Raw genomic sequence first — 23353 nt, 5'->3', positions numbered from 1 at the left:
TTTTATTCGAATTGCTAAACTTTCAAAATGCTTTTTGGCACTTTTTGTGCTTGTCTTTTTTACCCTTAACTTAGGCTTAAGGAGTTTTTAGTGCCTCATGATGTAGAACTCATAATATTACTTGCTGTTGGCTTTGGTTTTGCCTTAATTTTTGGCTATATTGCTGCACGCCTGCGACTTCCTCCCCTCATCGGCTATCTGATTGCCGGTATTATTATTAGCCCAAACACACCAGGGGTAGTTGGCGATATCCATCTCGCTAACCAATTGGCCGAACTCGGTGTCATGTTCCTGATGTTTGGCGTGGGTATGCACTTTTCACTCAATGATTTGATGCAAGTCCGTCGTATTGCCCTCCCCGGTGCCATTTTACAAATTGCAGTGGCGACCTTACTCGGTATGGGAATTTCCATGCTTTGGGGCTGGAGCATGGGTTCAGCTTTAGTGTTTGGCTTAAGTTTGTCGTGTGCAAGTACTGTCGTTCTACTCAAAGCCTTAGGTGATCGAGGCTTACTTAACTCCGTGAATGGTAAAATTGCTGTAGGTTGGCTCTTGGTTGAAGATCTGGTCATGGTCTTGGTTCTGGTCTTACTCCCTGCCACAGCAGTATTGCTTGGTGGACAGCCACTCACAGAAAGTAGTGCAGATGAAAATATCTGGCTCACCCTTGGTATTACCTTACTCAAAGTGGCAGGTTTTATTGCCTTTATGCTAATCATTGGTAAACGCTTAGTGCCAATGATTATGCAAGTGGTTGCACGCTTAGGCTCACGTGAATTATTCACGCTTACCGTGGTTGCAGCAGCTGTGTCTATTGCCTTTGGTGCCTACAAGGTATTTGGTGTATCCATGGCACTGGGCGCATTTTTTGCCGGTATGGTGGTCAAAGAGTCTGACTTTAGTCACCGTGCTGAAGAAGAAACTCTTCCGCTTCGTGAAATTTTTTCGATTTTGTTTTTCGTCTCCGTTGGCATGCTGTTTGATCCACGGATCTTGATTGAACAACCGCTTCACGTCTTAGCAGTAGTCGGCATTATCATGATTGGTAAGACCATCGCTGCAATGGCGTTGGTGTTGTTCTTCCGTTACCCCATCAATACCGCATTAACCGTTGGGGCAAGCTTGGCGCAAATTGGTGAGTTCTCATTTATTTTGGCGACCTTGGGTGTATCTCTAAACCTCCTTTCTATGGAAGGACAAAACCTGATACTGGCAGGTGCATTAATCTCGATTACGCTGAATTCATTTGTATTTTCTGCAATCGAGCCTATGCAGCGACTCATCCGTGAGCGCTCGAATTTGGCCCGTTTACTGGAACGTAGTAGTGACCCATTAGCCATGTTGCCTGATGAGGTCTCACAGGATTATCTACGTGATCAGGTGGTACTGATTGGTCATGGTGAAGTCGGTCGTCGCATTACCCGTGAATTAATGAATGAAAACATTAAAGTGGTTATTGCTGAAGAAAATCGTGAAATCGTGGAAAACTTACGGGAAAAAGGCATCGCTGCGGTATCCGGTGTGGCAACAGAACCCGGCGTTTTAATTCAAGCCCATATTCAACACGCACGCCTTTTGGTCATTTCACCTATGGATATTTTAGATATTCATAAAATTGTCGACATTGCCAAAATGCTGAATCCGTCTATCCAAGTATTGGTTTGTGCGGAAAGCAAAGAAGAAGCTGAAGTCATTCGTCGCGACAATGTCGGTGAGGTTTATTATGCCAAAGAGGAAATGGCGAAAAATATGAGCAATCATATTTTAAATCAAATCCAAATTGCCCATCATCAAACACCGACACACTAAGTGCCTAAATAAAACGCTTAGGGGCGATACAAAAAAGGCGATGCATTTAAGCATCGCCTTTTTTTAAACTGATAAAATTCAGCATTTTCAAAATTACAAATAATTGAATTTAAAAAACATATTGATAAAATAAGCATCAAACGAAGCATCATTTTTAAAAACTTCAAACGAGAAACGAGAAACGAGAAACGAGAAACGAGAAAAACATGTACATCCTCTATTTAGGCCTTGCCATTATTTTGATTGGCGGTCTGGGCTTTCTCATCGCTGCATTTAAAACCAGTATTTTATGGGGGCTGGGCTGTCTATTGTTTTATCCCATTTCCATCGTCTTTCTGATTCTGTATTGGCAAGATGCCAAAAATCCTTTTTTCTTACAGCTCATCGGGGTCTTTATTGTATTTTTAGGTTCGATACTGATCTCACCTACTGAACTGGGCACAGTCTAAGTGCCATTTTGGGTATAAAAAAACGCACCGAAAGGTACGTTTTCATCATGATCTAAAAATCAGTGCCTATATGATTAGCTCATATATTTAGGCTTTTCATCGACCACTTCGGCATGCCATTCATCCACTTGTTTTTCTAACAAACCAAACAATGCAGCCTGAATCATTTGCTGAGCGATCACACTCATTTGATCGCCCAAAATATTGCGTAATTCTTCATTGAATTGGATAGTCACCAAAGGCTCTTTTTCTGAGCCTGCATTACGCAATGCCAACTCACCACCTTCCAATTGAACCAGCTCTAAAATTGCTTCCTGGTTCCCAAAGAGTTCTTTCAACTGTTCTATAGACATATATCCCTCCATGCGCAACATGGTGATAAAGGCATCTGCACTTTGTATTACTTAGATAATCTTATATCGGGTTAAATAAATTTATTTCAAGTAGCAATAGTCCGATTAGAATTCCACCATCTCGTTACGAAATCCATCAATCAATTGGGTTAGATCACGATGCCATTCACGCAAAATAGCGGTATCTGGCAACCATGCTTGCGGTGTTTGAGTGACTTTAATAATTAAATTTGAAGACGTTTCATCTTCTGGCTCTGGTGCAGACGGTTCAGGTGCATACTGACACATACGATGTGCGCGTTTCAGCTCTGCAATAAAACCCTGCTTTGCCAATTGCTGCATAACAGTCACTTCAGGTGATACCTGACCTTTTTCAGCCATCAGCGTTTCAATCGACTTTAACGTGGGCGCAGGATCATTTAAACGATAGTAACGCACCAACTCTTGTAAAAACGCAAGTACTGCACCATGCAAATGAAAAACCGCTGCTTCGCGATAAGCCTGAGCTTGTTGAACATGATCGGTCTGCTCGGCTTGCTGACATGCAAGACGGGTAAAATATAACTTTTGATTGGTACGATCAGCATGAAAGCGAGCAACACGAGACATGAACAATTCCCTAAATTTTGGCGTTTTTCTACATGAATAAGCTTAAACGGATTTTTAGGAAATTCACAATAAATATTATGGATGATCGATTTCAATTAAATAAATGTCATGCTTTGCGGGAACAGGCATATCCTAATTAATCATCCTGATATTTTCCAGACGCCAAGCCCAGTACCCTGCTGCCCAATATGTCGCCTGCGCTTGCTCTACCTCTGTTTCAGTCCATGCATGAACGTCATATACATCGACCATCGCCACTGCACGTCCAATATCTTCATCTCCGCTTTCATACAAGTAGCGTTGATTTTCCACAATCACTAAATCTTTTAAAGGCAAATGCTCAGGCTGCCATGAGCGGACTTCAAGCGTTTTACGTCCGCACGCAATGTTCGAACCAGATGGCGCAACAATCGACAAGGCCGAGTAGCGTTTTTTCATAGATCACCGATAAAAAAAGGAGCGTAACGCTCCTTTTTGAATTTATGCTTTAGGCTTATCTTCAGCCGCTTTTACGCGAATACCCGCACCTTTGACCTTCAAAGTATTCAGGCCCTTAATCGCTTTTACAGCTTCACGACCATTTGGCATTTCGACAAAACCAAACCCTTTCGATTTACCTGTGCTTGCATCCATAACAACAACAGCAGACTCTACTGCGCCAAATGGTTTAAACAGTTCAACCAATTCTGCTTCAGTAACTGAACGCTCTAAGTTACGTACTAAAATTTTCATTCAATCTTCCAAATAGACAGCATCATCAAAAAGCATTTGTCTATTTTGCTTTTTAACTTGCGTGTAAATCACGTCAAAAATCTATTTTAATCGAGATCGATACCAAAATCTAAATTAATCGATTTTCTTTCGATTAAGGCACTTTTTACGGTTTGCTGACGGGTTTTATAATGTGTTTCCAAACTACATAAATTTCGAGTTAAATCATTCATAAAGTAACTTTCTACTTTACGGCCTTGCTCATCGACAGTTTCACGTGCCCAGTGGTTCAAGTTTTGCTTGGTCAAAATCAATTCATTTTGCGCACGTGTCAGCGCCACATATAACACGCGACGCTCTTCTTCCACCTCATCGAAATTACCCTGAGCACGTGCATGCGGGTATTGCCCTGGTGTGACATTCGCCACATAACAGACTTTTTGCTCCGTTCCTTTTGCCGAATGAATGGTAATTAAAGTCACGACATCACTGTCAGATTGGCGTTCAATTTCAGAAATGGAAACTGGATCAAGGACATATTCTTCTAAGAATTCACTCAACTGCGTATGTTTGGATGCCAATTGTTTCACCAGATCAAAATCCCCGACACGGCGGTTCCAATCTTTTTTATAGTTTTCTTCTAGCTGCTCAGAAATCGCTTGAACAGCCAAGCTTACACATTCTTTGACCTGATCTTTCAACACCGACATTTGCTTCATCATCAGAATCGCTTGGTCAGGTACTTTGCCAAACTTTTCCAACTTGGTTGCAATGGCTTGCATTTCTGGCTCAAGTAAAATCTGCTGTGACAGTTTGCTGGCTCCAACATCACCCACACCATTCCAGAGCGTCAGAAAACGCATCCATGCAATATCATCTAAGGGATTAGCCACTACACGCAGTACACTCAGTAAATCTTTTACGTGTGCGGTTTCTAGTAATTTCATGCCGCCAATAAAGCGATACGGCACGTTTGCGGCAATACAAGCTGCTTCAATATGACGGGCGGCAAAGCTTGAACGCACAAGCACCATATGATCCGACCATTTGCTGCCTTCGAGGTAATGACGCTCTTTGATGTCGATGGCAATCCATTTGGCTTCATCAAACTCATTCGGGAAAATATGCATTTTCGGCTTAATCCCTTCACCACGATAGGCATCTAAGCGTTTGTCATATTTAATTTCGCTTTCATCCAACAACCAATTCGACAGGTCTAAAATTTCTTGGGTTGAACGATAATTTTTTTCAAGTTTAAAAATCTGTGCGTCGGGTACCCGCTCTTTGAAATGATGAATATTTTCAAAGTCTGCACCACGGAAGCCGTAAATGGACTGTGCATCATCGCCGACACAGAACAAACTGACACGTTCCTTTAGTGGCTCAAGTAACGCCCATTGCAGCGGATTGGTATCCTGCATTTCATCAACCAACATGTGGCGACAAATTGAAGCGACATAATCGACCAGTCCATCTGATTCCGCCAAGGCTTTCGCCACAATCGCCAAGATATCGTCATAATCTAAAAAACTACGCGCACGTTTACGAGCTTCGTATTCTTTCATGATATCCGCGATTTGATCTTTCAACGCAAAATACTCAGGCATTTGCTTTTCCATGGCAATGCTGAGTTTTTGGCGCGTATTCCGTGCAAAGGAATACAGATCACAGAGTTCTTTCGGCTTAGGCAAGTGATTGGGGTTTTTCTTATCATCACGACCACGAATCAGGCGGAACATCATGAGTTGATCATCACGATCAATAATCGAAAACTGTTCTAGGCCAAAGGCTTTTGGAATGCGGCGCAATAGGTACATACAAAAAGTATGAAAGGTTGATGCGCGTAGCCCTTTGGCTTGCTCACCCAGAGCCAGCTCCACACGAGCGACAATTTCACTGGCCGCACGGCGAGTAAAAGTCAAAATTTGAATTTGATTGGCAGGCACGCCTTGATCAATTAAATAAGCTGCACGCGCCACGATGGTTTTGGTTTTACCACAACCTGCTCCTGCCAAAACCAAGCTATGCTGTGCTTCTGTTGTTGCGGCTTGTTTTTGTTGAGGATTTAATTCATCAATCAGGTTGGCTAAACTCATGGTGTCTCATCGTGCTATGTGAATTGGTAGTTTAACAGAGCTACCCTAAATTCACAGCGTAGACGACTACAAAGTGACTCAACTTGACGCGGAAACACACCGTTTTAACCATGACTATTCATTTAAAATTTTCATTGTTTATACAGTAAAAAATCAGTAGATTTACAAATCAATATCATTAGAAAAACAAAGACCTATTTAAATCCATAGGCTTATAAATTTAGAAAATAACCGTCTCTAGGAATCATGACATGTTCAATAGATTTTCACAGCTTTCTCTGTTGGTACTGAGTAGTAGTTTTTTTCCATGTCCAAGTATTCAAGCTGCAGATAAACTTAGCCCCATGACACCTAGTGAGTGCCAAAAAGATTTTAACTTTAGCTCTGAATTTATACTCAAAAATGATGCGGGTATTCGAGCAAAAAACTGGGACAACTATCCAGAAAATATTCAAAAGGTCATAAATGAGCAAAACGCTAAAATTACACAAGTAAATTCGGTCGATGCCTGTAAAGAAATCACCAATCACTTTCTGAAATCTATCCGTAAAGGCCATCTGAACTTAGGCCGAAAAACCATATCAGAAGCCATCACAGAGAGTTCAACAATACAATCAAGCAATCTCGTGACCACGCAAAAATTATCTGAGCAGACAACCTTAATTACCATCCCAACTTTTGCTTTGTCTGTTCAAGATCAACTTGAAAAGATCATTCAAGACAATCAAAACCAAGTGTTAGACGCACGTTATTTAATTCTTGATCTACGCAAAAACTCAGGCGGATTTGATACATCAGCACAACCCCTTTATCCACTTTTGGGAGCAGCTGAGTATTGGTTTGAAATGCCCCAAATTTATGCATCTACAGATAATATTCAATCATGGAAAGAAACAGCCAAAACCTTACCTGATGGGGAAATCAAGGTAGAATTTAATCGTATGATTGCTAAACTTGAAAGCAATAAAAATAGCTGGGTTGGGATGACGAAGCAGAAAGAGGAAAAATATGTGATCGCCCATTCAGACGTCAAAGCTACGCCCCAAAAAGTTGTTATTCTGTCAGATGAAGAATGCGGTAGTTCGTGTGAAATGTTTATTTTAACCGCACGTCAAAATCCGAATGTTTTAGTCATGGGGCGTAACACTTATGGGGCTTTAGATGCTTCAAATATTCGAACCATCAAAACGCCATCTCAACAATTCACACTGTATTATGCAACCACATTTATCCACCGCCGTACCGGGCAGCAAATTGACGACATTGGTATTGCACCTAATATTCGTCTCCCTAAACCGCAAAATCTAACCGAGTACCAAGCAGAAGTTACATTTGCACAGCACTATTTAGAAAATCGCTTATAGAAGTAACACTTTTCAGAACCGATCCATCTTAAGAGGAGTAGGTTCTGATCTTTTACATATAGAATTGATGAGATCTTTACAACTTTTTTCTAAGTATGTTTCTGCATTTTTTAATGTATCTTTCAACTTACAATCTGGTGGATTAATCCCAACAATCTGTGTGAAACCTAAATCATAGAGTTCTGCTATCCCCTCACCCACTAGACCAGTAAAGGCGATCACAGGTTTATTATACTTTTTTGCAACTTGCGCCACACCAAATGGCGTTTTACCGAACTTAGTTTGATGATCAATTTTCCCTTCACCTGTCAGCACATAATCTGCCTGTGCTATTTTTTCATTCAACTGACATTGTTCAATGACCAATTCCACACCTGATTGCATCGATGCACCTGCAAAAGCCATCAACCCAAAACCTAATCCACCTGCAGCGCCTGCACCTGCGACAGCACGTAAAGCACAATCCAATGTCGCTTCAACCACATCGGCATAATGACTGAGGTTCTGATCTAACTGACGCACCATCTCCTGCGTTGCACCTTTTTGCGGGCTAAAGATATGGGATGCACCATTTTCACCACATAGTGGATTAATGACGTCGCTGGCAATGATAATTTCTGTATGCGCTAAACGTGAGTCGAGCTGCGTCAAATCAAGACTGTTAATTTGATCCAGATAACCACCACAAACTGCTATTTCGAAGCCATTTTCATCTAAAAATTGCGCCCCCAAGGCCTGCGCCATACCTGCACCGCCATCATTGGTCACACTCCCGCCCAAGCCAATGATAATTTTACTTACTCCAAAGTCTAGAGCAGCCTTGATCATTTCGCCCGTACCATAAGTTGACGTCAGTAATGGATTTCGCTGAGCCATATCGACAAGATGAATTCCATTGGCTTTTGCCATTTCAATCACTGCGGTTTTTCCTCCGTCAATCAAACCGAAATACGTCGTCACACGTTGATTGGGCAAAGGACCTGTAAGCGCTATCGGCACTTTTTGACCGTGGCAAGCACTGAGTAACGCATCCACAGTTCCCTCACCGCCATCTGCCATTGGCACAGCGATGACATTTGCATCAGGTATGAGTTTTAAAATTGCACGCCGCATCGCGTCACAGGCTTGTTGAGCACTCATACTTTCTTTAAATGAATCGGGCGCAAGAACAAAAGTGGTCATCTAAATGCTCAAAATAAAACTTGTCCTCAACCATAACGGTTTTAAAATAGCAGGTATATCTAAAAACATCAGAAAGGCTCGAAATGTCACGAATCAATCTAGGTCAGTCTGCACCTGAGCTATATAAAAAAGTCGCAGAACTTGATGCACTGGCAATGAAAAAAATAAATGAAGCTGGCCTAAGTGAAGGATTAGCTCATTTACTCAAATTACGTGCATCCCAAATCAACGAATGTGCGTTCTGTATTCGCATGCATGCGCAAGATGCACTTAAAACAGGTGAAAGCATTGAACGTATTAGCCTACTCAATGCATGGCGTGAAACTGCGTACTACGATGAAAAAGAACGTGCGGCTTTAAGCTTGATCGAAGCGATCACGTTAATTGCTGAAGGCCAAGTTCCCGATGCAGTTTATGAAGATGCTTTGCCCTTTTTAACAGATGAGCAAATCAGTGCCGTGGAATGGCTGGCTATTGTGATCAACACATGGAACCGAATTGCAATTAGTAGCCGCTATAGCGTTAAACCTTAACGGGTTGTACACATTAAAAGTGAATAAAAAAAAGAGTGCCTCAGCACTCTTTTTTTATTTATCAGATCCGCAAGCAGCTTACTGCTCTGCCGAGCTTTTCGGCACTTCACGTCGAATATAAGAAGCCAAAGTAAGGTAGTTGACCCCTTGGAATAAAATATCAACCGCCAAGAATAATCCTAATACCCAAAATGGCGCATCAGGCGACATCAAAATGATCACACCCGTAATCAAGGTCAATAGACCTGAAAATAGTGTCCATCCCCAACCTTGAAATGCTCGAAATAGCACAGCATTAAAGATACGAATGACCCCTGCAATGATCAAAATAATCGCCAATAAATTGGTCAGGACAATGGCCGTTTTGACAGGCGTTGAAAATGCATAATAGCCTGCGACCAAATACAGCACACCAAATAGTGCCCAGAACCAGCGGTAACCGCCTTCAAAAATTTTAAATGCTGCAATGAAGTGGATTACACCACCTAACATCATCAGCACACCAAAAATATAAATGACAGTGATTGTCGCGAATGGCAAAGCTGCCAAAAGGACCAATCCGAAGACCACCAATAAAGCACCTAAACCGAGATACCACTTACGGTTTTCATGGAGCTGACTGCGAATTAAATCGTTGCCTACTGTTCTCATGTTTTTTCTCAAATTATTCGTTATTCAATGGATTATGCAACTTCATGATGAAGAAAAATAAAAGAAAAGTCCAAATCTTATCCACACTGCCACTTGAAGCTGTGGATAAAATATGCTTTATCCACATTATTTTTTCCATCCCACTTCAATCGCTGTGACGTCATTCACCACAGTATCAGCTAAATCTTCAGGCATTTTACTTTGCGTCTGTGAAGTTGGAATGTGCCCAGCCATTAGTTCAGCTTTACTTTGTGGAAACAAAGGCTGCCGCTCAGGTTCTGCATAACCGACAGGGAAGATAGGCTGACCTGTGGCCAAATCATATTTATCAGTTGCACCAAAAGCGTGTAATAACTCATGGGCTAAAACGATTTTATTCTGCGCTGTCTGTTTATTCGATGCAAATATATTCACCGATCCAATTCGACCATTTTCCAAAGCTGTGGAATGTTTAAGTTCTTTGGTTTGAGTCGGATCATAATAATTTAAAAATAGCGTGACACTCGAAACACCATCTACATTTTCATGCTGCTGCCAAGCATAGTAGCGGAATTTCAAACTCCATAAGATAACGTCCAACATGCCAGCATCATTGGGTACTTTGGGAGGTAAAACTTTCAGCTCACGACCTAACTTAAAATACACATAAGTCGGTTGCCCTCGGTATTTCTGTGCTGTCGCTTGTAAATATTGTTGAACATCGTTTAAATCATTGACAGAGAGCTGCTGTATATAAGCTTGTGTGCTCTCTCGGCCATCTGCATTAATCGGATGCAACAACACAAAGATCGGTTTACTCCAGTCTTGATTTTTGTCTTTATAGGTATTGACTGCGACCACTAGTAAAATCAGCAATAAGCACAGTACCCGAATTTTTTTCCACATTGATGGTATACCCAATCTACTTAATCAAGCTATTAGTCTTTTAATTTTTATGAATTTTTTGGATTTTTCTATTTTAAAATCCAACCATTCGCTATTTATTGATTCTATTGCTTCTTCATAATTTCGAATATTTAAATCTGAATTTTCTAAATTTTGAATGATTATGCTTAATTCAACCCATTCACTTTCATTAGCATTTTGATTAATCGCTTTCTGCACTAATCGTATGAAAGTACTAAAGCTTCTTTTTCTGAGAAACATTTGGCTCCCAACTAATTTCGTTTCAAACACGCCTAAAGCCTTAACCAGACCTGAAAGTTTTTCATGTCCATAATTTCTAGTATCAAAATCCGACTTTACCGCATTGATATACCCTCCAACTAGACCTAAATATGCCCAACCACTGTCATCCGCATTATCTTTCACAGCTTTATAAATCAAATTTAAAGTGGGTTTATCAATGATTTCAGTGAGTGTATTCTCTTTAATCTGTACAGATGGCTTTGGTTCACTTACTTTTGTATTTTCAATGACTTCTTTAATTGGTGAAACAATAAGATCTTCTTCAGTATTTTTTAGCTCATTATCTTGCAGTAAGTTTTCAACATAAATAAATTTATCACATGCTTTTTTAAATGCCTCTGGCGTCGACTTTTTTCCAAAGCCGTAAACACTTAGCCCATTTTCACGAATTCTAGATGCTAAAGGGGTAAAATCACTGTCGCTTGAAACAATACAAAAGCCATCCAATGCACCTGCGTACAGCAAATCCATCGCATCAATGATCAAAATCATATCCGTTGCATCTTTGCCCTTTGTGTAAGCAAACTGCTGAACAGGTGTGATTGCATGAGGAAGTAAGACTTCACGCCAATTTTTTAAGGTTTCGCTGCTCCAATCTCCATAAACGCGTTTAACACTTGCTATTCCATATTTTGCAACCTCTTCCAACACAGATGGAATAGCATTGATCGATGAGTTATCCGCATCTATGAGTACAGCAAACTTTTTCGTTTGAATTTCCACTATTCCCCCCAATCATTTTTATCATTTAAATTTTGATTAATTCTGACATAAAAAATGCCGACCGAAGTCAGCATTTTATTGATTTTAAAGCTTAAGCTTCAACCCACTTACCATCTTGGTACACCAAAGACCATTTGGTTTGTTTGCCTTCAGCATTTTCAGAACCAATATATTGTGCTTGGTTCTTACGGCTGAATTTCACCAATGTTGGGTTTCCTTCAGGATCTACATCCGGTGCTTGCAAGATGAACTGATATTTCGCATCCAACTGATCTGCGACAGAACGTAGTTCAGCCACTTTAGGCGCACGGGTTTCACGTACTTTCGGAAACTTACTTGCAGCTAAGAATAAACCTGCTGCGCCATCACGAAGGACAAAGAAGTCATCATGTTTGGTTGAACGTAAGTGCTCCATTTTAATTGGATCTACACGTGGAGGTGCAGGCTGACCGCTCTTCAACACTTTACGTGTATTGTCACAGCTATTACATGCAAAGTAAGGACCGAAACGGCCAGTTTTCAATTGCATTTCGCCATCACATTTGTCACAAGGAATGGTTGGGCCATCATAACCTTTGATTTTGAACTCACCTTCTTCAAGCTCAAAACCAGCACAGTCTGGGTTATTACCACAGATATGCAACTTACGACCACCATCAATCACATAGCTATCCATGGCTGTTTCACAGATTGGACAGCGTTTTTTCGACATTAAATCTGCTGTTTCAGCCGAGTCATCGTCAGACAGTGCAGCCAATGATTCTACAGGTGTCAGGTTTAAAGTTCCCTTACAACGCTCTTTTGGCGGTAAGTTATAACCTGAACAACCCAAGAACACGCCTGTAGTCCCTGTACGAATCTGCATCGGACGGTCACATTCTTTACAGTGCACCGCATCCACTTCTACAGGTAAATTACGGCGCATGCCATTTTCACCCTGAGCTGTGGTTAAACGTGTTTTAAAATCACCGTAGAAGCTATTGAGTAACTCTTTCCAGTTACGATCACCATCGGCGACTTTATCTAGCTGACCTTCAAGATCTGCCGTAAATGCATAGTTCATCAAGTTATTGAAGTTTTCATCGAGACGGTCTGTCACGATTTCACCCATTTTCTCGGCGAACAAACGACGGTTATCGAGCTTCACATAACCACGGTCTTGAATGGTTGAGATAATCGCAGCATACGTCGATGGACGACCAATCCCTTTTTTCTCAAGCTCTTTGACCAATGATGCTTCAGTGAAGCGCGCAGGTGGTTTAGTAAAGTGTTGAGATGGGTCTAATTTTTCAAGTTTCAGTAATTCACCGACTTTTACAGCAGGAAGCAGTACATCATCATCCGATTTGTTTTGGCCACGCACTTTAGTGAAACCATCAAAGACCAATGTACGACCTTTGGCTTTGAGTTCGACGCCATTGGCATTGACTAAAATCGTTGATGATAAATATTCTGCAGGGGTCATTTGACATGCAACGAACTGACGCCAGATCAAGTCATAAAGACGCTGTGCATCACGCTCTACACCCACCAAACTATCGCCTTTTAGCGCGACATTTGATGGACGAATCGCTTCATGGGCTTCTTGCGCACCAGCTTTATTGCCGTAGCGATTTGGTTTAGCCGGTAAATATTTTTGACCAAACTCAGTTTCAATATGACCACGAACCATATTTACAGCGTCATCACTCAAGAATGTTGAGTCTGTACGCATGTAGGTAATAAAGCCGGCTTCATATAACCGCTGTGCCAACATCATGGTTTTCTTCACAGAAAAACCTAAACGTGTACTTGCTGCTTGTTGCAATGTAGACGTGATGTAAGGCGCGCTTGGATTAACCTTGGTTGGTTTGTCTTCACGTGCTGAAACTGTGTAGTCGGCATCTTTAATCAGGTTCAGTAAAGCATCCGTTTCAGCTTTATTGTGCAGTTTTAAAGTCTTGCCATTTTGCTTCACCGCTTCTAAGCGGATATCGTCTTTCTTCGACTTGGTATCTGCAAAAACTTGCCAAAATTCTTCTGGAACGAAGGCACGAATTTCACGTTCACGCTCAACCACAAGTTTAACAGCCACAGATTGCACACGACCTGCCGATAAACCACGGGCGATTTTTTCCCATAAGAGTGGCGAGATCATAAAGCCCACAATACGGTCGAGGAAACGACGGGCTTGCTGAGCATTGACTTTATCTGTATCCAGGCGAGAAGGATGTTTAAACGCTTCTTGGATGGCATTTTTGGTAATTTCGTTGAACACCACACGTTGATAACGTGAGTCGTCACCGCCAATTACTTCTTTTAAATGCCAAGCAATTGCTTCTCCTTCCCTATCCATATCCGTTGCGAGATAGACCTCGTCAACTTGCGATGCAAGCTTTTTCAGTTCCGCAACAACATGTTCTTTACCCGGTAGGACTTCGTACTGTGCCTTCCAGTCATTTTCAGGGTCTACACCCATACGATTAACCAAAGCTTTTTGTGCTTTTTTGGCTTTTTCAGCTTCAGTTAATTTCGCACGAGTTACTGGCTTTTTCTCTGCTGTTTTACTCGAGCCGCCTGTAGGTAAATCACGGACATGACCCACCGATGATTTTACGATGTAATCAGAGCCCAAATATTTATTGATTGTTTTCGCTTTTGCAGGCGATTCCACAATCACTAACGCACGCTTTTTCCCAGCATCGGCAGATTTTGCTGTGGTACTTTTAGATGTGGACCGAGGAGCGTTCGCCATAGTTAACCATCATTCCTGTTTAATAGGTTTTTTAAAATTTAAAGTTCAGCCAATGAATGTAAAAATGCTTTCATATCTTCAAGCTGTGTGGCTCTTAAGTCAGATTCTTCGTTCCAATAGAGTCCTACACAGTTTGCCTGCATATCAATAGCATAAATGCCCTTTAATGTAATGGCTAAATCCTTGAACTTGTCATCACCATGTACCAGTTCAAGTTTGTCATCGACCACTAAAGCACGCATTAAAGGCAAACGCGCATCTGGAATCAGCACACTGTAATACGCCACCATACTGGCACGTTTTTCAGAAGCCATTGGAATCTTGGTCCAAGCAGGTGCAGCCACTAAACGTGGGTGCAGCCCCATCTTACGCGCCTTCTCGCGCATAATGCCCAAGGCTTTTTCTCTAGGATTTACTCGAAGTCCAAAAATCGACCCAAGTACAAAGACCACAATAAAAACGGTAACCCAGATTCCAGTATTTTCCATAGCACAACCTTTATATTCCTTTATTAGAGTTGCATAAGCGCAATATAAAACGCAAGTTCACTCGATAAAATTAATTCAGGAACATCTCGTGGCTATACAGCACTTCGTGACCATTCCAATAGATATATCCTTTTTCGATCAACTCTTTAAGTAATAGTCGAACATCAGATTGTGGGAACATTTGCTCCAATAAATCACGTAAGGCGTAGATATCTTTTGGTTTATCTGACTTTAATTCATGCAATTTTCGGATCACTTCCATTTGCACAGGATCAATTTTATTGAAATTTTTAAATAAGCCTTGTTGTGCAGCCTGAATCATCGATGCCGTATCATCAGTATTTGAGGTTTGATCTTCGAGTGAAGCAGAAAATGCATTCAGGTCTGTTTTTATCGGCAATGCTGTTTCAGCAGTCGCATTTAAATCTAGCTGCACCCATTGTTTGAGTACTTTTTTTCGAATCGAAATTTGCTCATCAAAGCGTTTGACGATTTTTAGATTGATCAACATACCGACCAAATGCTGAGCTTTTTCGCTAGAGACTTGCAAAATATTCATCAGTGAGTTTTTCAGTTTATCCAAACTGTTGGGTTTGCCACTGAGTTTTTCCAGACCATCACAATAGTGTTTAATCAGTAATAAATCAGGTTTATTCCGAATGGTTTCTAGGTCAGGAATTTTATACTTCACTTTATGTGAAACTTCTTGTTCTGACTGAATTTGAATGAGATGTGCGCTGAGTCCAGAGCCATCCAATTGTTCCATCAGTAATGCAATATCCGGCATCGCTGAAATCACTTCAATATGCGCATCTGGATCCATCAAGGCCATCAGTTGCCCCACAATCACCGCATATTCAAATTCTTTTTGCGGCGTTTCTGGAATATCCAAAACCACCAATTGACCACTCGCGATCCACCCTGCAATTTCAGTTAAATCTTCAAGTGCATATTCAAATTTTCCATTGCAGCTAAACACATACAAAGTACTGTAATGTTCAATGATATTGCGCAATAGATTTGCTGTGGGCGGGTTATTTTCCAAATCTAGCAGGACAACTTTTTGACTCATGAGATGAAATAATGGGTTTCGATCAGCAGATGCGGTGCATTAGACCTGTCACGCTGCAAAAGGTCAAATAAATTTACACCAATCCACAGCTTTGGCGCTGATTCGTCATCTGCCTGTCATTCAAAATCGACATTAATAATGCGGTGGGCGGTTGGTCATCGGGTCAAATGCCGCAATACCTTCAGATAAATCTGCCGATTCAATACGACGATACAACATCTGCATTTGTTTCTTTAAATCAGCGATTTCGGCGTTTTGACGCGCAACTTGATCATTCAGTTGATCAACTAAATCATCTAAAAATGCAATTCGGACTTGCAAATCTTCAATGGGTGCGGAAAATGACGCCTGTTCATCAAGATTTTGTTGTGTAGTCAATTTACACTCCTCATATAAGATTTCAGGAAACATTATGGCCTATATTACTTTAAGGGACGTCCAGCTTGCGTTTGGCGGACCTTCCCTACTCGACGGCGCGAACTTCAGTTTAGAGCGTGGCGAACGAGTGTGTTTAATCGGTCGTAATGGTGAAGGTAAGTCTACTTTACTTAAACTGATTGAGGGAACTTTATTGCCAGACGGCGGTGAAGTTTCATTGCAAAATGGCATTACGATTTCAATGCTTGCGCAAGATGTACCCATGGATTCGGGCAAAGTTGCTGATATTGTTGCCGATGGTGCAGGTGAAGCTGCAACTGTATTACGTGCTTATCATGAAGCCAGCGAAGCCTGCGTACTCGGTGATATGGACGCCTGTGAGCGCATGGGCAACCTACAACATCAGATGGATCAAATGGATGGCTGGTCACTTGAAACCAAGGTGAATGCTATCCTCAGTAAAATGGGCCTAGACCCAGAAGCTGACCTTGCAGATTTGTCTGGTGGTCGTAAGCGTCGTGTTCTATTGGCACGTGCTCTCTTAACGCAGCCCGATGTATTGCTACTCGACGAACCGACTAACCATTTGGACGTTGAAAGTATTGAATGGCTCGAAAAATTCTTACTCGATCAAAACAACTTAACTCTGTTGTTTATTTCGCATGACCGGTCATTTGTCGACAATATTGCGACTCGTATCGTGGAACTTGACCGCGGCATTTTGCGTAGCTATGAAGGCAACTATTCACGTTACCTCGAACTCAAAGCTCAGCAAATGGAAGCTGAAGAAAAGCAAAATGCGCTATTCGATAAAAAACTCGCTGAAGAAGAAGTATGGATTCGTCAGGGCATTAAAGCGCGTCGTACCCGTAACGAAGGTCGTGTTCGTGCCTTAAAAGCATTGCGTGAAGAGTCTAAAGCGCGCCGTTCACAACAAGGCAAAGTGAGCATGGCAACGCAAGATGCGCAGCGCTCAGGTAAAGTGGTCTTTGAAATTGAAAACTTAGCTGTGCAATTTGGCAACAGCGCGCCAATCATCAAAGATTTCTCGGCACTGGTATTACGTGGTGACCGTATCGGCTTAGTCGGTGACAACGGTGTGGGTAAAACCACTCTTATCAAAGCTATTTTGGGTGAGCAAGAACATACTGGTACAGTAAAAACAGGTACACAGCTTGAAGTTGCTTACTTTGATCAGCTTCGAAATGCACTTGATCTTGAAAAATCAGTGAAAGATAACGTCTCTGAAGGCTCAGACCATGTCGATGTAAACGGTAACCGTCGTCACATCTACAGTTATTTACAAGACTTCTTATTCTCTCCAGAACGCGCACGTACACCAGTTAAAGCACTGTCTGGAGGTGAGCGTAACCGTATTCTGTTGGCTAAGCTTCTACTGAAACCATCGAACCTTATCGTAATGGACGAACCGACCAACGACTTGGATATGGTGACTCTTGAACTGTTAGAAGAAATGCTCAGTGCTTACAAAGGCACACTGTTACTGATTTCGCATGACCGTGCATTTATGGACAACGTGGTGACTTCAACTTGGGTCTTTGATGGTAAAGGTCAAATCGATGAATACATCGGCGGTTACCAAGACTATTTGGAACAGCGTCCTGACCAAACTGTCATGGATCAAAAAAGCGATGTGAAAAAAGCCATGGCTAAAGCCGAAGCAGCGGCTGCCGCTGCGGTGCCTAAAAAAGTCAAGCTCAGCTATAAAGACCAACGTGCCCTAGAACAACTGCCGACTGAAATTGAAGCATTGGAACAAGAGCAAGCTGAATTGTCTGAAAAATTAGCTGACGGTTCTTGGTTCATGACTGACGCCGATGCTGCGACCAAAGCATCACAACGTCTAGCTGAAATTGATGACGAAATGCTGGAAAAAATGGAACGTTTAGATGAGCTAGAAACGCTTGCTAAAGGCTAAATCTACAAATATTCCGCAAAGAAAAAGCCGTATTTCGATACGGCTTTTTTTTGTCATATGACTCGGCTGAATTATTAGATCGGATAACTCAGTTTCAAATTGGAGTATACAGCGTCTGTAAAGACGATTCCGCTAATGTGAAAAGCTTGCTATGGTGACGTTCAACATAAGATTGAGTCACGAGCATGCAAATTTCAGATCAAATTGTCTTGGTTACAGGGGGCGCACGTGGCCTCGGTTTGGCAATTAGCCAAACGTTAATTGCTGAAGGCGCACGCGTGGTCGTGAACTATCTATCCAGTCAAACTGCAGCAGAACAGTTGGCGACCGCATTTCCTCAGCAAGTGTTTGCCTATCAAGCAGATGTCACCGATAAAGCTCAAGTAGAACAGCTTTTTGCGGCGGCGGAAGTACATTTTGGTACCGCAATCACCTCTGTCGTGAATAATGCCCTCATCCATTTTCAATTTAATGGCGATGCCCGTCCTAAAATGGAAGAACTGACTGCACAGCACTTACAGCAACAGTTTGATGGCGCAGTCGTCGCTGCACTCAACACCACTCAAGCGGCGCTTCCCAAGATGAAAGCACAGGGTTTTGGTCGCATTGTCAATATTGGTACCAACCTGGTACAAAACCCTGTCGTGCCTTACCACGACTACACTGCAGCAAAGGCGGCACTTTTGGCCTTCACTCGCACAGCGGCGCATGAGCTGGGTGAGTTTGGGATTAATGTGAATATGCTTTCAGGTGGCTTATTACAAAGCACCGATGCCAGTAAAGCGACGCCCGATGCCGTGTTTGATTTAATTGCGGCATCAACACCTTTACGCACAGTGACCACGCCTGAAGAATTTGCTGCGGCCATCATGATGTTCTTGTCCCCTTACTCACGTGCGGTCACCGGGCAGAATTTGATTGTCGATGGCGGTTTAGTCAAAGGTTAAGTCTGATGCAGCATGAGGTTGAACTTTCTCTTTCAATTCAGCTTCATGCTAAACTGAACCCTATTTTTTAATCTTTGATTTAGCCCTATGAGTCAAAAGCCAACATATCAACCCGGAAAATTCCAATGGTCTTTCTTACTTCCGCAGTATTGGGGAATATGGATAGGGATTGTATTTCTTATGATTTTGGCGATTCTTCCGTGGGCAATTCAGTATCGACTTGGGCAATTCCTCGGCTCTGTCGCATTTAACAATCTTAAGTCACGTCGTAAAACCACGATTCGCAACTTGGAAGTTTGCTTTACTGAATGGACGGCAGAACAGGTTGAAGCCAATGCAAGACAGGTTTTTATCGACCAAATGATTGGTATTTTTGAAACCTTAAATGCATGGTACAGCCCGCAGTGGTTCAAAAATCGGGTGCAAATTGAAGGCTTAGAACATATTCAAAATGCACAAGCTGAAGGCAAAGGTATTTTGCTTCTCGGCACACATTCTACCCTGCTCGATGCTGGTGGCTATTTATGCGCACAGTTCTTTGAGCCGGATGTGGTTTATCGTCCGCAAAATAATCCGCTGTTGGATATGTTGATTGTGCGTTGCCGTGCCACCATCTATGCCAACCAAATCGACCATGATGATATGCGTGGCCTGATTCGTAATCTGAAAAATGGCCATGCCATTTGGTACAGTCCTGATCAGGACTTTGGTTTAAAACAAGGGGTCATGGCACCGTTTTTTGGTACTCCCGCAGCCACTGTTACTGCGCATCGTCGCTTATTAAAAATTGCTAAAGCCGTGTCGATCCCGTTGTATTTTTATCGAGATGGCGACATCAGCAACCCTCAATATCATGTGCTGATTGAACCAGCTATAGACAATTTTCCGAGTGACGATGAAGTTTCGGATGCTGTACGAACCAATAAAATTATTGAAAATCAGCTGCGAATCGCACCGACGCAATACATGTGGTTCCATCGCCGCTTTAAAACCCGCCCACAAGGCTATGACAAAATCTATTGAGTTCAACTCAGCACATAAAAAAGAGAAATGCTATGAAAGTGATGCAGCTTTTACCTGAATTGAACAGTGGTGGTGTCGAGCGAGGAACCTTAGAAATAGCTCGTGCTTTAGTGACCGCCGGTCATGAGTCATTAGTGGTTTCAAATGGTGGCCGTATGGTGGCTCAACTGGAAGCTGAAGGCTCAACTCATCTCACACTCGCAATCCATAAAAAAGCCTTATCAAGCTTATGGCAAATTCGTCCACTACGTAAACTGATTGAGCAACATCAACCAGATATCGTGCATGTGCGCTCACGTGTCCCCGCGTGGCTCACGCATTTTGCCCTCAAAGGGATTCCAGCTAACAAGCGACCTCACCTGATTTCAACTGTACATGGCTTTTATTCAATAAATCGCTACAGTCAAATCATGACACAGGCTGAAAAAGTCATTGCGGTCTCGGATAGTGTTGTCAAATACATCATGGACAACTACAAAAACTGTCCTACCGAGAACATTGTGCGTATTTATCGTGGCATTGACCCTGCTGCTTTTCCACATGACTATCAACCCCCAGCACAGTGGCTCAATCAAACGCTAAAAGACTTCCCTGAACTGGAAAATAAACGTCTGATTTGCTTACCAGGCCGTATCACCCGTTTGAAAGGTCATGAAACCCTGATCCATTTAATGGAACAGCTACAAGCACAGTATCCCGACGTACATGCGGTGGTAGTCGGGGGTGCTGATCCGAAAAAAGCAGCTTATTTACAAGAAATGCAAGACAGCATTGCGGCGAAAGGACTGAGTGATCGGATTAGTTTTGTCGGTCACCGTTCAGATATCCGTGAATGGTTAGCTTTTAGCGATTTGGTTTTATCTTTGTCGAGCCAAGCGGAAACCTTTGGACGGACCGTACTCGAAGCACTGTCTGTAGGTACACCTGTGATTGGTTGGAACCGTGGTGGTGTGGCTGAAATTTTATCCAATGCCTATCCGCAAGGTTTAGTCACTGTCGATAATGAAACACAATTACTCAATACCTTAAAGTTGCATTTAGACCAACCACAACACGTGCAGCCTATCAGTATGTTTAGTTTAAAAGAGATGTGTGACCAGACTTTGGAGTTGTATACACAAGTAGCCTCTCAGCATTCAGCTTAATTGACTCCTCGCCATAGATCTTTGCTGTGCAGGATAACGCTCGGGAAATATTTTTAATTCAGCAACTCGATCATCATCTAGAAAGGATATTGTGAAATGCACAATATCCTTTTTTATTATGATTGACTCAATGGTGATTCAACCCTTCCATACTCGGTATCGGGCCATTAACCAGAGGATTAGCGGCAGTAACAATACATTCAAAATATGTTGCAAACTTTGCCCTATACGCCAATAGCCTCTATCTAAAATATCATGCCGTGCATTAAACAACTCCAACCCCACTGCGACGACTACAACGGTCCAAATCGCATAATGTGATTTCAATTGGCGGTGGTGGCAAAAGGCCACAAAAACGAACAGGATTAAGCCAAGGTAAATTGAAAGTGCATCGGTAGATAAGTGTGTAATCTGCAATATTTTCTGGTGCCATTCGGACAGCATAGAACGCCTCATACCTATATTTTTATTGGAAATTCATCTCTTTTTTCTTGGCACACTGTATAAAGAAATTGATCAAAAGAAAAGCAAAAATATGTATATCACAAAAGCAAAACCCGAGTTCTGCATCCTGCAAAACTCGGGTCTATGAGGTTGTGCTTTCACAAGTATTCTTTTTATTTTTTATTGGCTTTCCTTTCCTGCATCCGTTCCGTGATGCTTCCATCGGCTTCGTCTTCCTTAGTGGGATGTTCCGTTCCCAGTTCCATGTGCCGATGAACAAAGAATAAGTCAATACACTTGACCTGACCATTCGTCAGAAGCCGAAAGCTGTGTAAGCTATTTCTTACACTTTTCTCTTAAATCAAACAAAATCAAGGTGCCTTCGTACCATCCTTATAATCACGGGCGATTTCATCAGTCACAATCTTCTCCTCTTCCTCAGCTTTTTCTATACCCTCCTGAATAGCCTCTTGCGCTTCTTGTTCATCTTCATCTGTTTGCTCTAATTCTTCTTGGATTTGCTCAAATACCCTGCCTGTTTGCAACACCACATAGACGGGAAAATGGTCTGAACCGATATTGGGCAAGCGTTCCATATGTACCAATGCAAAATCTGTACTATGAAAAATATGGTCGAGCGACCAACGCAGCAGTGGATAATTCGCATGAAAGGTATTTACGAAATGACGTCCAACACGCGGGTCTAAAAGCCCACTGATTCGTTGAAAGAGTCGTGTAGTACGTGACCATGCCACATCATTCAGGTCCCCCATAACGATGCAACTTTCATCTAACTCTTTAATCTGATCGCCCACAATCAGCAATTCTGCATCGCGTAAAGTTGAATCTTTGGCTTCTGTTGGACTTGGCGGTTTGGGATGTAAACAATACAGTTGAACCTGATTTCCTGATGCTAAGGTGACTCGGGTATGGATCGAAGGAATTTCATCACTGAGAATAAATTTGACTTCAGTTTCACTAAGTTCTAACTTGCTATACAAATGCATCCCATACAAATTATCCAAAGGTACGGGTACGCGGTAAGGATAATCAGCCTCAATCACTGCCAATTCATTTTGCCAAGTTTGATCTGTTTCTAGCGTGAGTACTAAGTCAGGTTGATGCTTTTGTATTTGTGCCAATAATAAGTGATATTGAGTATTCGGCGTGAGTACATTGGAGACAATGATTGAAATCTGTTTTTGTGTATCTAACTGGTCTGATCGGAGTCGTTTGACTTGTTTTTTCCACAGAAAGGTATAAGGCAAAACCATTTTCAATTGATATGCCAAGGCGGCAATCAACCCAATTAAAATGATTTCACGCGCCAAGTCCCATTCGGCATTCCATAAAATTAAGCCCATGAAGGCAAATATACCCAAAGCCAAGATTTGCAGCCGCGGAAAATCTGCACCACGAAACCACCATTCATCTCGTGGGATCAGTGACCAAAATGTCAACCAAATGACGAAGCCCGCCAGTATTTCAATCCAAATCATCACGCCTCCCTTATAT

General features: G+C 42.0%; 23 protein-coding genes. 8 read left to right on the top strand and 15 right to left on the bottom strand.

All coding sequences use genetic code 11. The annotated features are described in order from the left end of the window. Positions 1–90: 90 nt before the first annotated feature. Together FTU37_RS10185 and FTU37_RS10180 are read left to right on the top strand one after the other, a co-directional pair. Complete coding sequence (locus FTU37_RS10185) at positions 91–1809, top strand: cation:proton antiporter (RefSeq protein WP_168377889.1); 1719 nt, start codon at positions 91–93, stop codon at positions 1807–1809. Between the two features lie 206 nt (positions 1810–2015). Beyond that, complete coding sequence (locus FTU37_RS10180; RefSeq protein ID WP_078192731.1) at positions 2016–2258, top strand: hypothetical protein; 243 nt, start codon at positions 2016–2018, stop codon at positions 2256–2258. 74 nt (positions 2259–2332) lie between these two features. On the opposite strand, the gene FTU37_RS10175 is transcribed toward FTU37_RS10180, so the two are convergent. The 5 genes from FTU37_RS10175 to FTU37_RS10155 form a co-directional block, all read right to left on the bottom strand. After that, positions 2333–2611: a hypothetical protein gene (locus FTU37_RS10175; RefSeq protein WP_078192732.1), complete on the bottom strand. Its 279-nt coding sequence runs from the start codon at positions 2609–2611 to the stop codon at positions 2333–2335. Between the two features lie 105 nt (positions 2612–2716). Continuing rightward, positions 2717–3220, bottom strand: a complete 504-nt coding sequence (locus FTU37_RS10170) for a DUF6586 family protein (protein ID WP_078189695.1) — start codon at positions 3218–3220, stop codon at positions 2717–2719. Positions 3221–3352: 132 nt separating this feature from the next. Beyond that, entirely contained in the window at positions 3353–3658 is a 306-nt protein-coding gene (locus FTU37_RS10165) for an ASCH domain-containing protein (protein WP_168377890.1), read from the bottom strand. A 42-nt stretch (positions 3659–3700) separates the two neighbouring features. After that, the gene (locus FTU37_RS10160) at positions 3701–3952 is read right to left on the bottom strand and encodes an RNA-binding protein (protein ID WP_078189697.1); all 252 of its coding nucleotides are present in this window, start codon (positions 3950–3952) and stop codon (positions 3701–3703) included. An 86-nt stretch (positions 3953–4038) separates the two neighbouring features. Beyond that, complete coding sequence (locus FTU37_RS10155; RefSeq protein WP_168377891.1) at positions 4039–6027, bottom strand: ATP-dependent helicase; 1989 nt, start codon at positions 6025–6027, stop codon at positions 4039–4041. Between the two features lie 251 nt (positions 6028–6278). Between FTU37_RS10155 and FTU37_RS10150 the strand changes: the two genes are divergently transcribed. After that, the gene (locus FTU37_RS10150; protein ID WP_168377892.1) at positions 6279–7391 is read left to right on the top strand and encodes a S41 family peptidase; all 1113 of its coding nucleotides are present in this window, start codon (positions 6279–6281) and stop codon (positions 7389–7391) included. Positions 7392–7403: 12 nt separating this feature from the next. Here the strand turns inward: FTU37_RS10150 and FTU37_RS10145 are convergent, their stop codons facing one another. Next, on the bottom strand, positions 7404–8573 hold the full coding sequence (locus tag FTU37_RS10145; protein ID WP_168377893.1) for a glycerate kinase: 1170 nt from the start codon (positions 8571–8573) through the stop codon (positions 7404–7406). A gap of 83 nt (positions 8574–8656) precedes the next feature. On the opposite strand from FTU37_RS10145, the gene FTU37_RS10140 reads away from it, so the two are divergent. Next, positions 8657–9106: a carboxymuconolactone decarboxylase family protein gene (locus FTU37_RS10140; protein ID WP_168377894.1), complete on the top strand. Its 450-nt coding sequence runs from the start codon at positions 8657–8659 to the stop codon at positions 9104–9106. A 78-nt stretch (positions 9107–9184) separates the two neighbouring features. Here the strand turns inward: FTU37_RS10140 and FTU37_RS10135 are convergent, their stop codons facing one another. From FTU37_RS10135 to FTU37_RS10105, 7 genes are all read right to left on the bottom strand, one after another. Then, positions 9185–9757, bottom strand: a complete 573-nt coding sequence (locus tag FTU37_RS10135; protein WP_168377895.1) for an HdeD family acid-resistance protein — start codon at positions 9755–9757, stop codon at positions 9185–9187. A 126-nt stretch (positions 9758–9883) separates the two neighbouring features. Beyond that, entirely contained in the window at positions 9884–10642 is a 759-nt protein-coding gene (locus FTU37_RS10130; RefSeq protein ID WP_180124283.1) for a hypothetical protein, read from the bottom strand. Positions 10643–10666: 24 nt separating this feature from the next. Beyond that, a complete protein-coding gene (locus FTU37_RS10125) occupies positions 10667–11668 on the bottom strand; it encodes an NYN domain-containing protein (protein ID WP_168377897.1) in 1002 nt (333 codons plus the stop codon). 91 nt (positions 11669–11759) lie between these two features. Then, positions 11760–14402 (bottom strand): type I DNA topoisomerase, encoded by a 2643-nt coding sequence (gene topA, locus FTU37_RS10120; RefSeq protein ID WP_180005285.1) that lies wholly within the window; start codon positions 14400–14402, stop codon positions 11760–11762. Positions 14403–14440: 38 nt separating this feature from the next. Further along, positions 14441–14890, bottom strand: coding sequence for an ammonium transporter (locus FTU37_RS10115; RefSeq protein WP_180005286.1), 450 nt, complete (start codon positions 14888–14890; stop codon positions 14441–14443). 70 nt (positions 14891–14960) lie between these two features. Next, the gene (locus FTU37_RS10110) at positions 14961–15962 is read right to left on the bottom strand and encodes a hypothetical protein (RefSeq protein ID WP_180124282.1); all 1002 of its coding nucleotides are present in this window, start codon (positions 15960–15962) and stop codon (positions 14961–14963) included. A gap of 132 nt (positions 15963–16094) precedes the next feature. Beyond that, on the bottom strand, positions 16095–16340 hold the full coding sequence (locus FTU37_RS10105) for a SlyX family protein (protein ID WP_078189840.1): 246 nt from the start codon (positions 16338–16340) through the stop codon (positions 16095–16097). A 34-nt stretch (positions 16341–16374) separates the two neighbouring features. On the opposite strand from FTU37_RS10105, the gene FTU37_RS10100 reads away from it, so the two are divergent. The 4 genes from FTU37_RS10100 (at position 16375) to FTU37_RS10085 (ending at position 21394) form a co-directional block, all read left to right on the top strand. Beyond that, positions 16375–18279 (top strand): ATP-binding cassette domain-containing protein, encoded by a 1905-nt coding sequence (locus FTU37_RS10100; protein WP_180124281.1) that lies wholly within the window; start codon positions 16375–16377, stop codon positions 18277–18279. 185 nt (positions 18280–18464) lie between these two features. Then, the gene (locus FTU37_RS10095) at positions 18465–19226 is read left to right on the top strand and encodes a 3-oxoacyl-ACP reductase (protein ID WP_180007158.1); all 762 of its coding nucleotides are present in this window, start codon (positions 18465–18467) and stop codon (positions 19224–19226) included. A gap of 87 nt (positions 19227–19313) precedes the next feature. Continuing rightward, positions 19314–20249, top strand: a complete 936-nt coding sequence (locus FTU37_RS10090) for a lauroyl acyltransferase (protein WP_180124280.1) — start codon at positions 19314–19316, stop codon at positions 20247–20249. A 32-nt stretch (positions 20250–20281) separates the two neighbouring features. Further along, the gene (locus FTU37_RS10085) at positions 20282–21394 is read left to right on the top strand and encodes a glycosyltransferase family 4 protein (RefSeq protein WP_180124279.1); all 1113 of its coding nucleotides are present in this window, start codon (positions 20282–20284) and stop codon (positions 21392–21394) included. A gap of 138 nt (positions 21395–21532) precedes the next feature. Here the strand turns inward: FTU37_RS10085 and FTU37_RS10080 are convergent, their stop codons facing one another. Together FTU37_RS10080 and FTU37_RS10075 are read right to left on the bottom strand one after the other, a co-directional pair. After that, a complete protein-coding gene (locus FTU37_RS10080) occupies positions 21533–21838 on the bottom strand; it encodes a hypothetical protein (RefSeq protein ID WP_257225295.1) in 306 nt (101 codons plus the stop codon). A gap of 371 nt (positions 21839–22209) precedes the next feature. Beyond that, positions 22210–23337 (bottom strand): endonuclease/exonuclease/phosphatase family protein, encoded by a 1128-nt coding sequence (locus tag FTU37_RS10075; protein WP_180124277.1) that lies wholly within the window; start codon positions 23335–23337, stop codon positions 22210–22212. Positions 23338–23353: the final 16 nt, after the last annotated feature.

The organism is Acinetobacter sp. YH12097 (assembly GCF_013419225.1).
Classification (GTDB): domain Bacteria; phylum Pseudomonadota; class Gammaproteobacteria; order Pseudomonadales; family Moraxellaceae; genus Acinetobacter; species Acinetobacter amyesii.
The sequence above is the reverse complement of the archived record's forward strand: the minus strand, read 5'-3'. Positions and strand labels throughout refer to the sequence as shown.

Coding starts and splice junctions, on each gene's coding strand:
- FTU37_RS10180 (WP_078192731.1), top strand. CDS start 2,016: ATGTACATCCTCTATTTAGGCCTTGCCATTATTTTGATTGGCGGTCTG.
- FTU37_RS10175 (WP_078192732.1), bottom strand. CDS start 2,611: ATGTCTATAGAACAGTTGAAAGAACTCTTTGGGAACCAGGAAGCAATT.
- FTU37_RS10170 (WP_078189695.1), bottom strand. CDS start 3,220: ATGTCTCGTGTTGCTCGCTTTCATGCTGATCGTACCAATCAAAAGTTA.
- FTU37_RS10165 (WP_168377890.1), bottom strand. CDS start 3,658: ATGAAAAAACGCTACTCGGCCTTGTCGATTGTTGCGCCATCTGGTTCG.
- FTU37_RS10160 (WP_078189697.1), bottom strand. CDS start 3,952: ATGAAAATTTTAGTACGTAACTTAGAGCGTTCAGTTACTGAAGCAGAA.
- FTU37_RS10155 (WP_168377891.1), bottom strand. CDS start 6,027: ATGAGTTTAGCCAACCTGATTGATGAATTAAATCCTCAACAAAAACAA.
- FTU37_RS10150 (WP_168377892.1), top strand. CDS start 6,279: ATGTTCAATAGATTTTCACAGCTTTCTCTGTTGGTACTGAGTAGTAGT.
- FTU37_RS10145 (WP_168377893.1), bottom strand. CDS start 8,573: ATGACCACTTTTGTTCTTGCGCCCGATTCATTTAAAGAAAGTATGAGT.
- FTU37_RS10140 (WP_168377894.1), top strand. CDS start 8,657: ATGTCACGAATCAATCTAGGTCAGTCTGCACCTGAGCTATATAAAAAA.
- FTU37_RS10135 (WP_168377895.1), bottom strand. CDS start 9,757: ATGAGAACAGTAGGCAACGATTTAATTCGCAGTCAGCTCCATGAAAAC.
- FTU37_RS10130 (WP_180124283.1), bottom strand. CDS start 10,642: ATGTGGAAAAAAATTCGGGTACTGTGCTTATTGCTGATTTTACTAGTG.
- topA (WP_180005285.1), bottom strand. CDS start 14,402: ATGGCGAACGCTCCTCGGTCCACATCTAAAAGTACCACAGCAAAATCT.
- FTU37_RS10115 (WP_180005286.1), bottom strand. CDS start 14,890: ATGGAAAATACTGGAATCTGGGTTACCGTTTTTATTGTGGTCTTTGTA.
- FTU37_RS10110 (WP_180124282.1), bottom strand. CDS start 15,962: ATGAGTCAAAAAGTTGTCCTGCTAGATTTGGAAAATAACCCGCCCACA.
- FTU37_RS10100 (WP_180124281.1), top strand. CDS start 16,375: ATGGCCTATATTACTTTAAGGGACGTCCAGCTTGCGTTTGGCGGACCT.
- FTU37_RS10095 (WP_180007158.1), top strand. CDS start 18,465: ATGCAAATTTCAGATCAAATTGTCTTGGTTACAGGGGGCGCACGTGGC.
- FTU37_RS10090 (WP_180124280.1), top strand. CDS start 19,314: ATGAGTCAAAAGCCAACATATCAACCCGGAAAATTCCAATGGTCTTTC.
- FTU37_RS10085 (WP_180124279.1), top strand. CDS start 20,282: ATGAAAGTGATGCAGCTTTTACCTGAATTGAACAGTGGTGGTGTCGAG.
- FTU37_RS10080 (WP_257225295.1), bottom strand. CDS start 21,838: ATGCTGTCCGAATGGCACCAGAAAATATTGCAGATTACACACTTATCT.
- FTU37_RS10075 (WP_180124277.1), bottom strand. CDS start 23,337: ATGATTTGGATTGAAATACTGGCGGGCTTCGTCATTTGGTTGACATTT.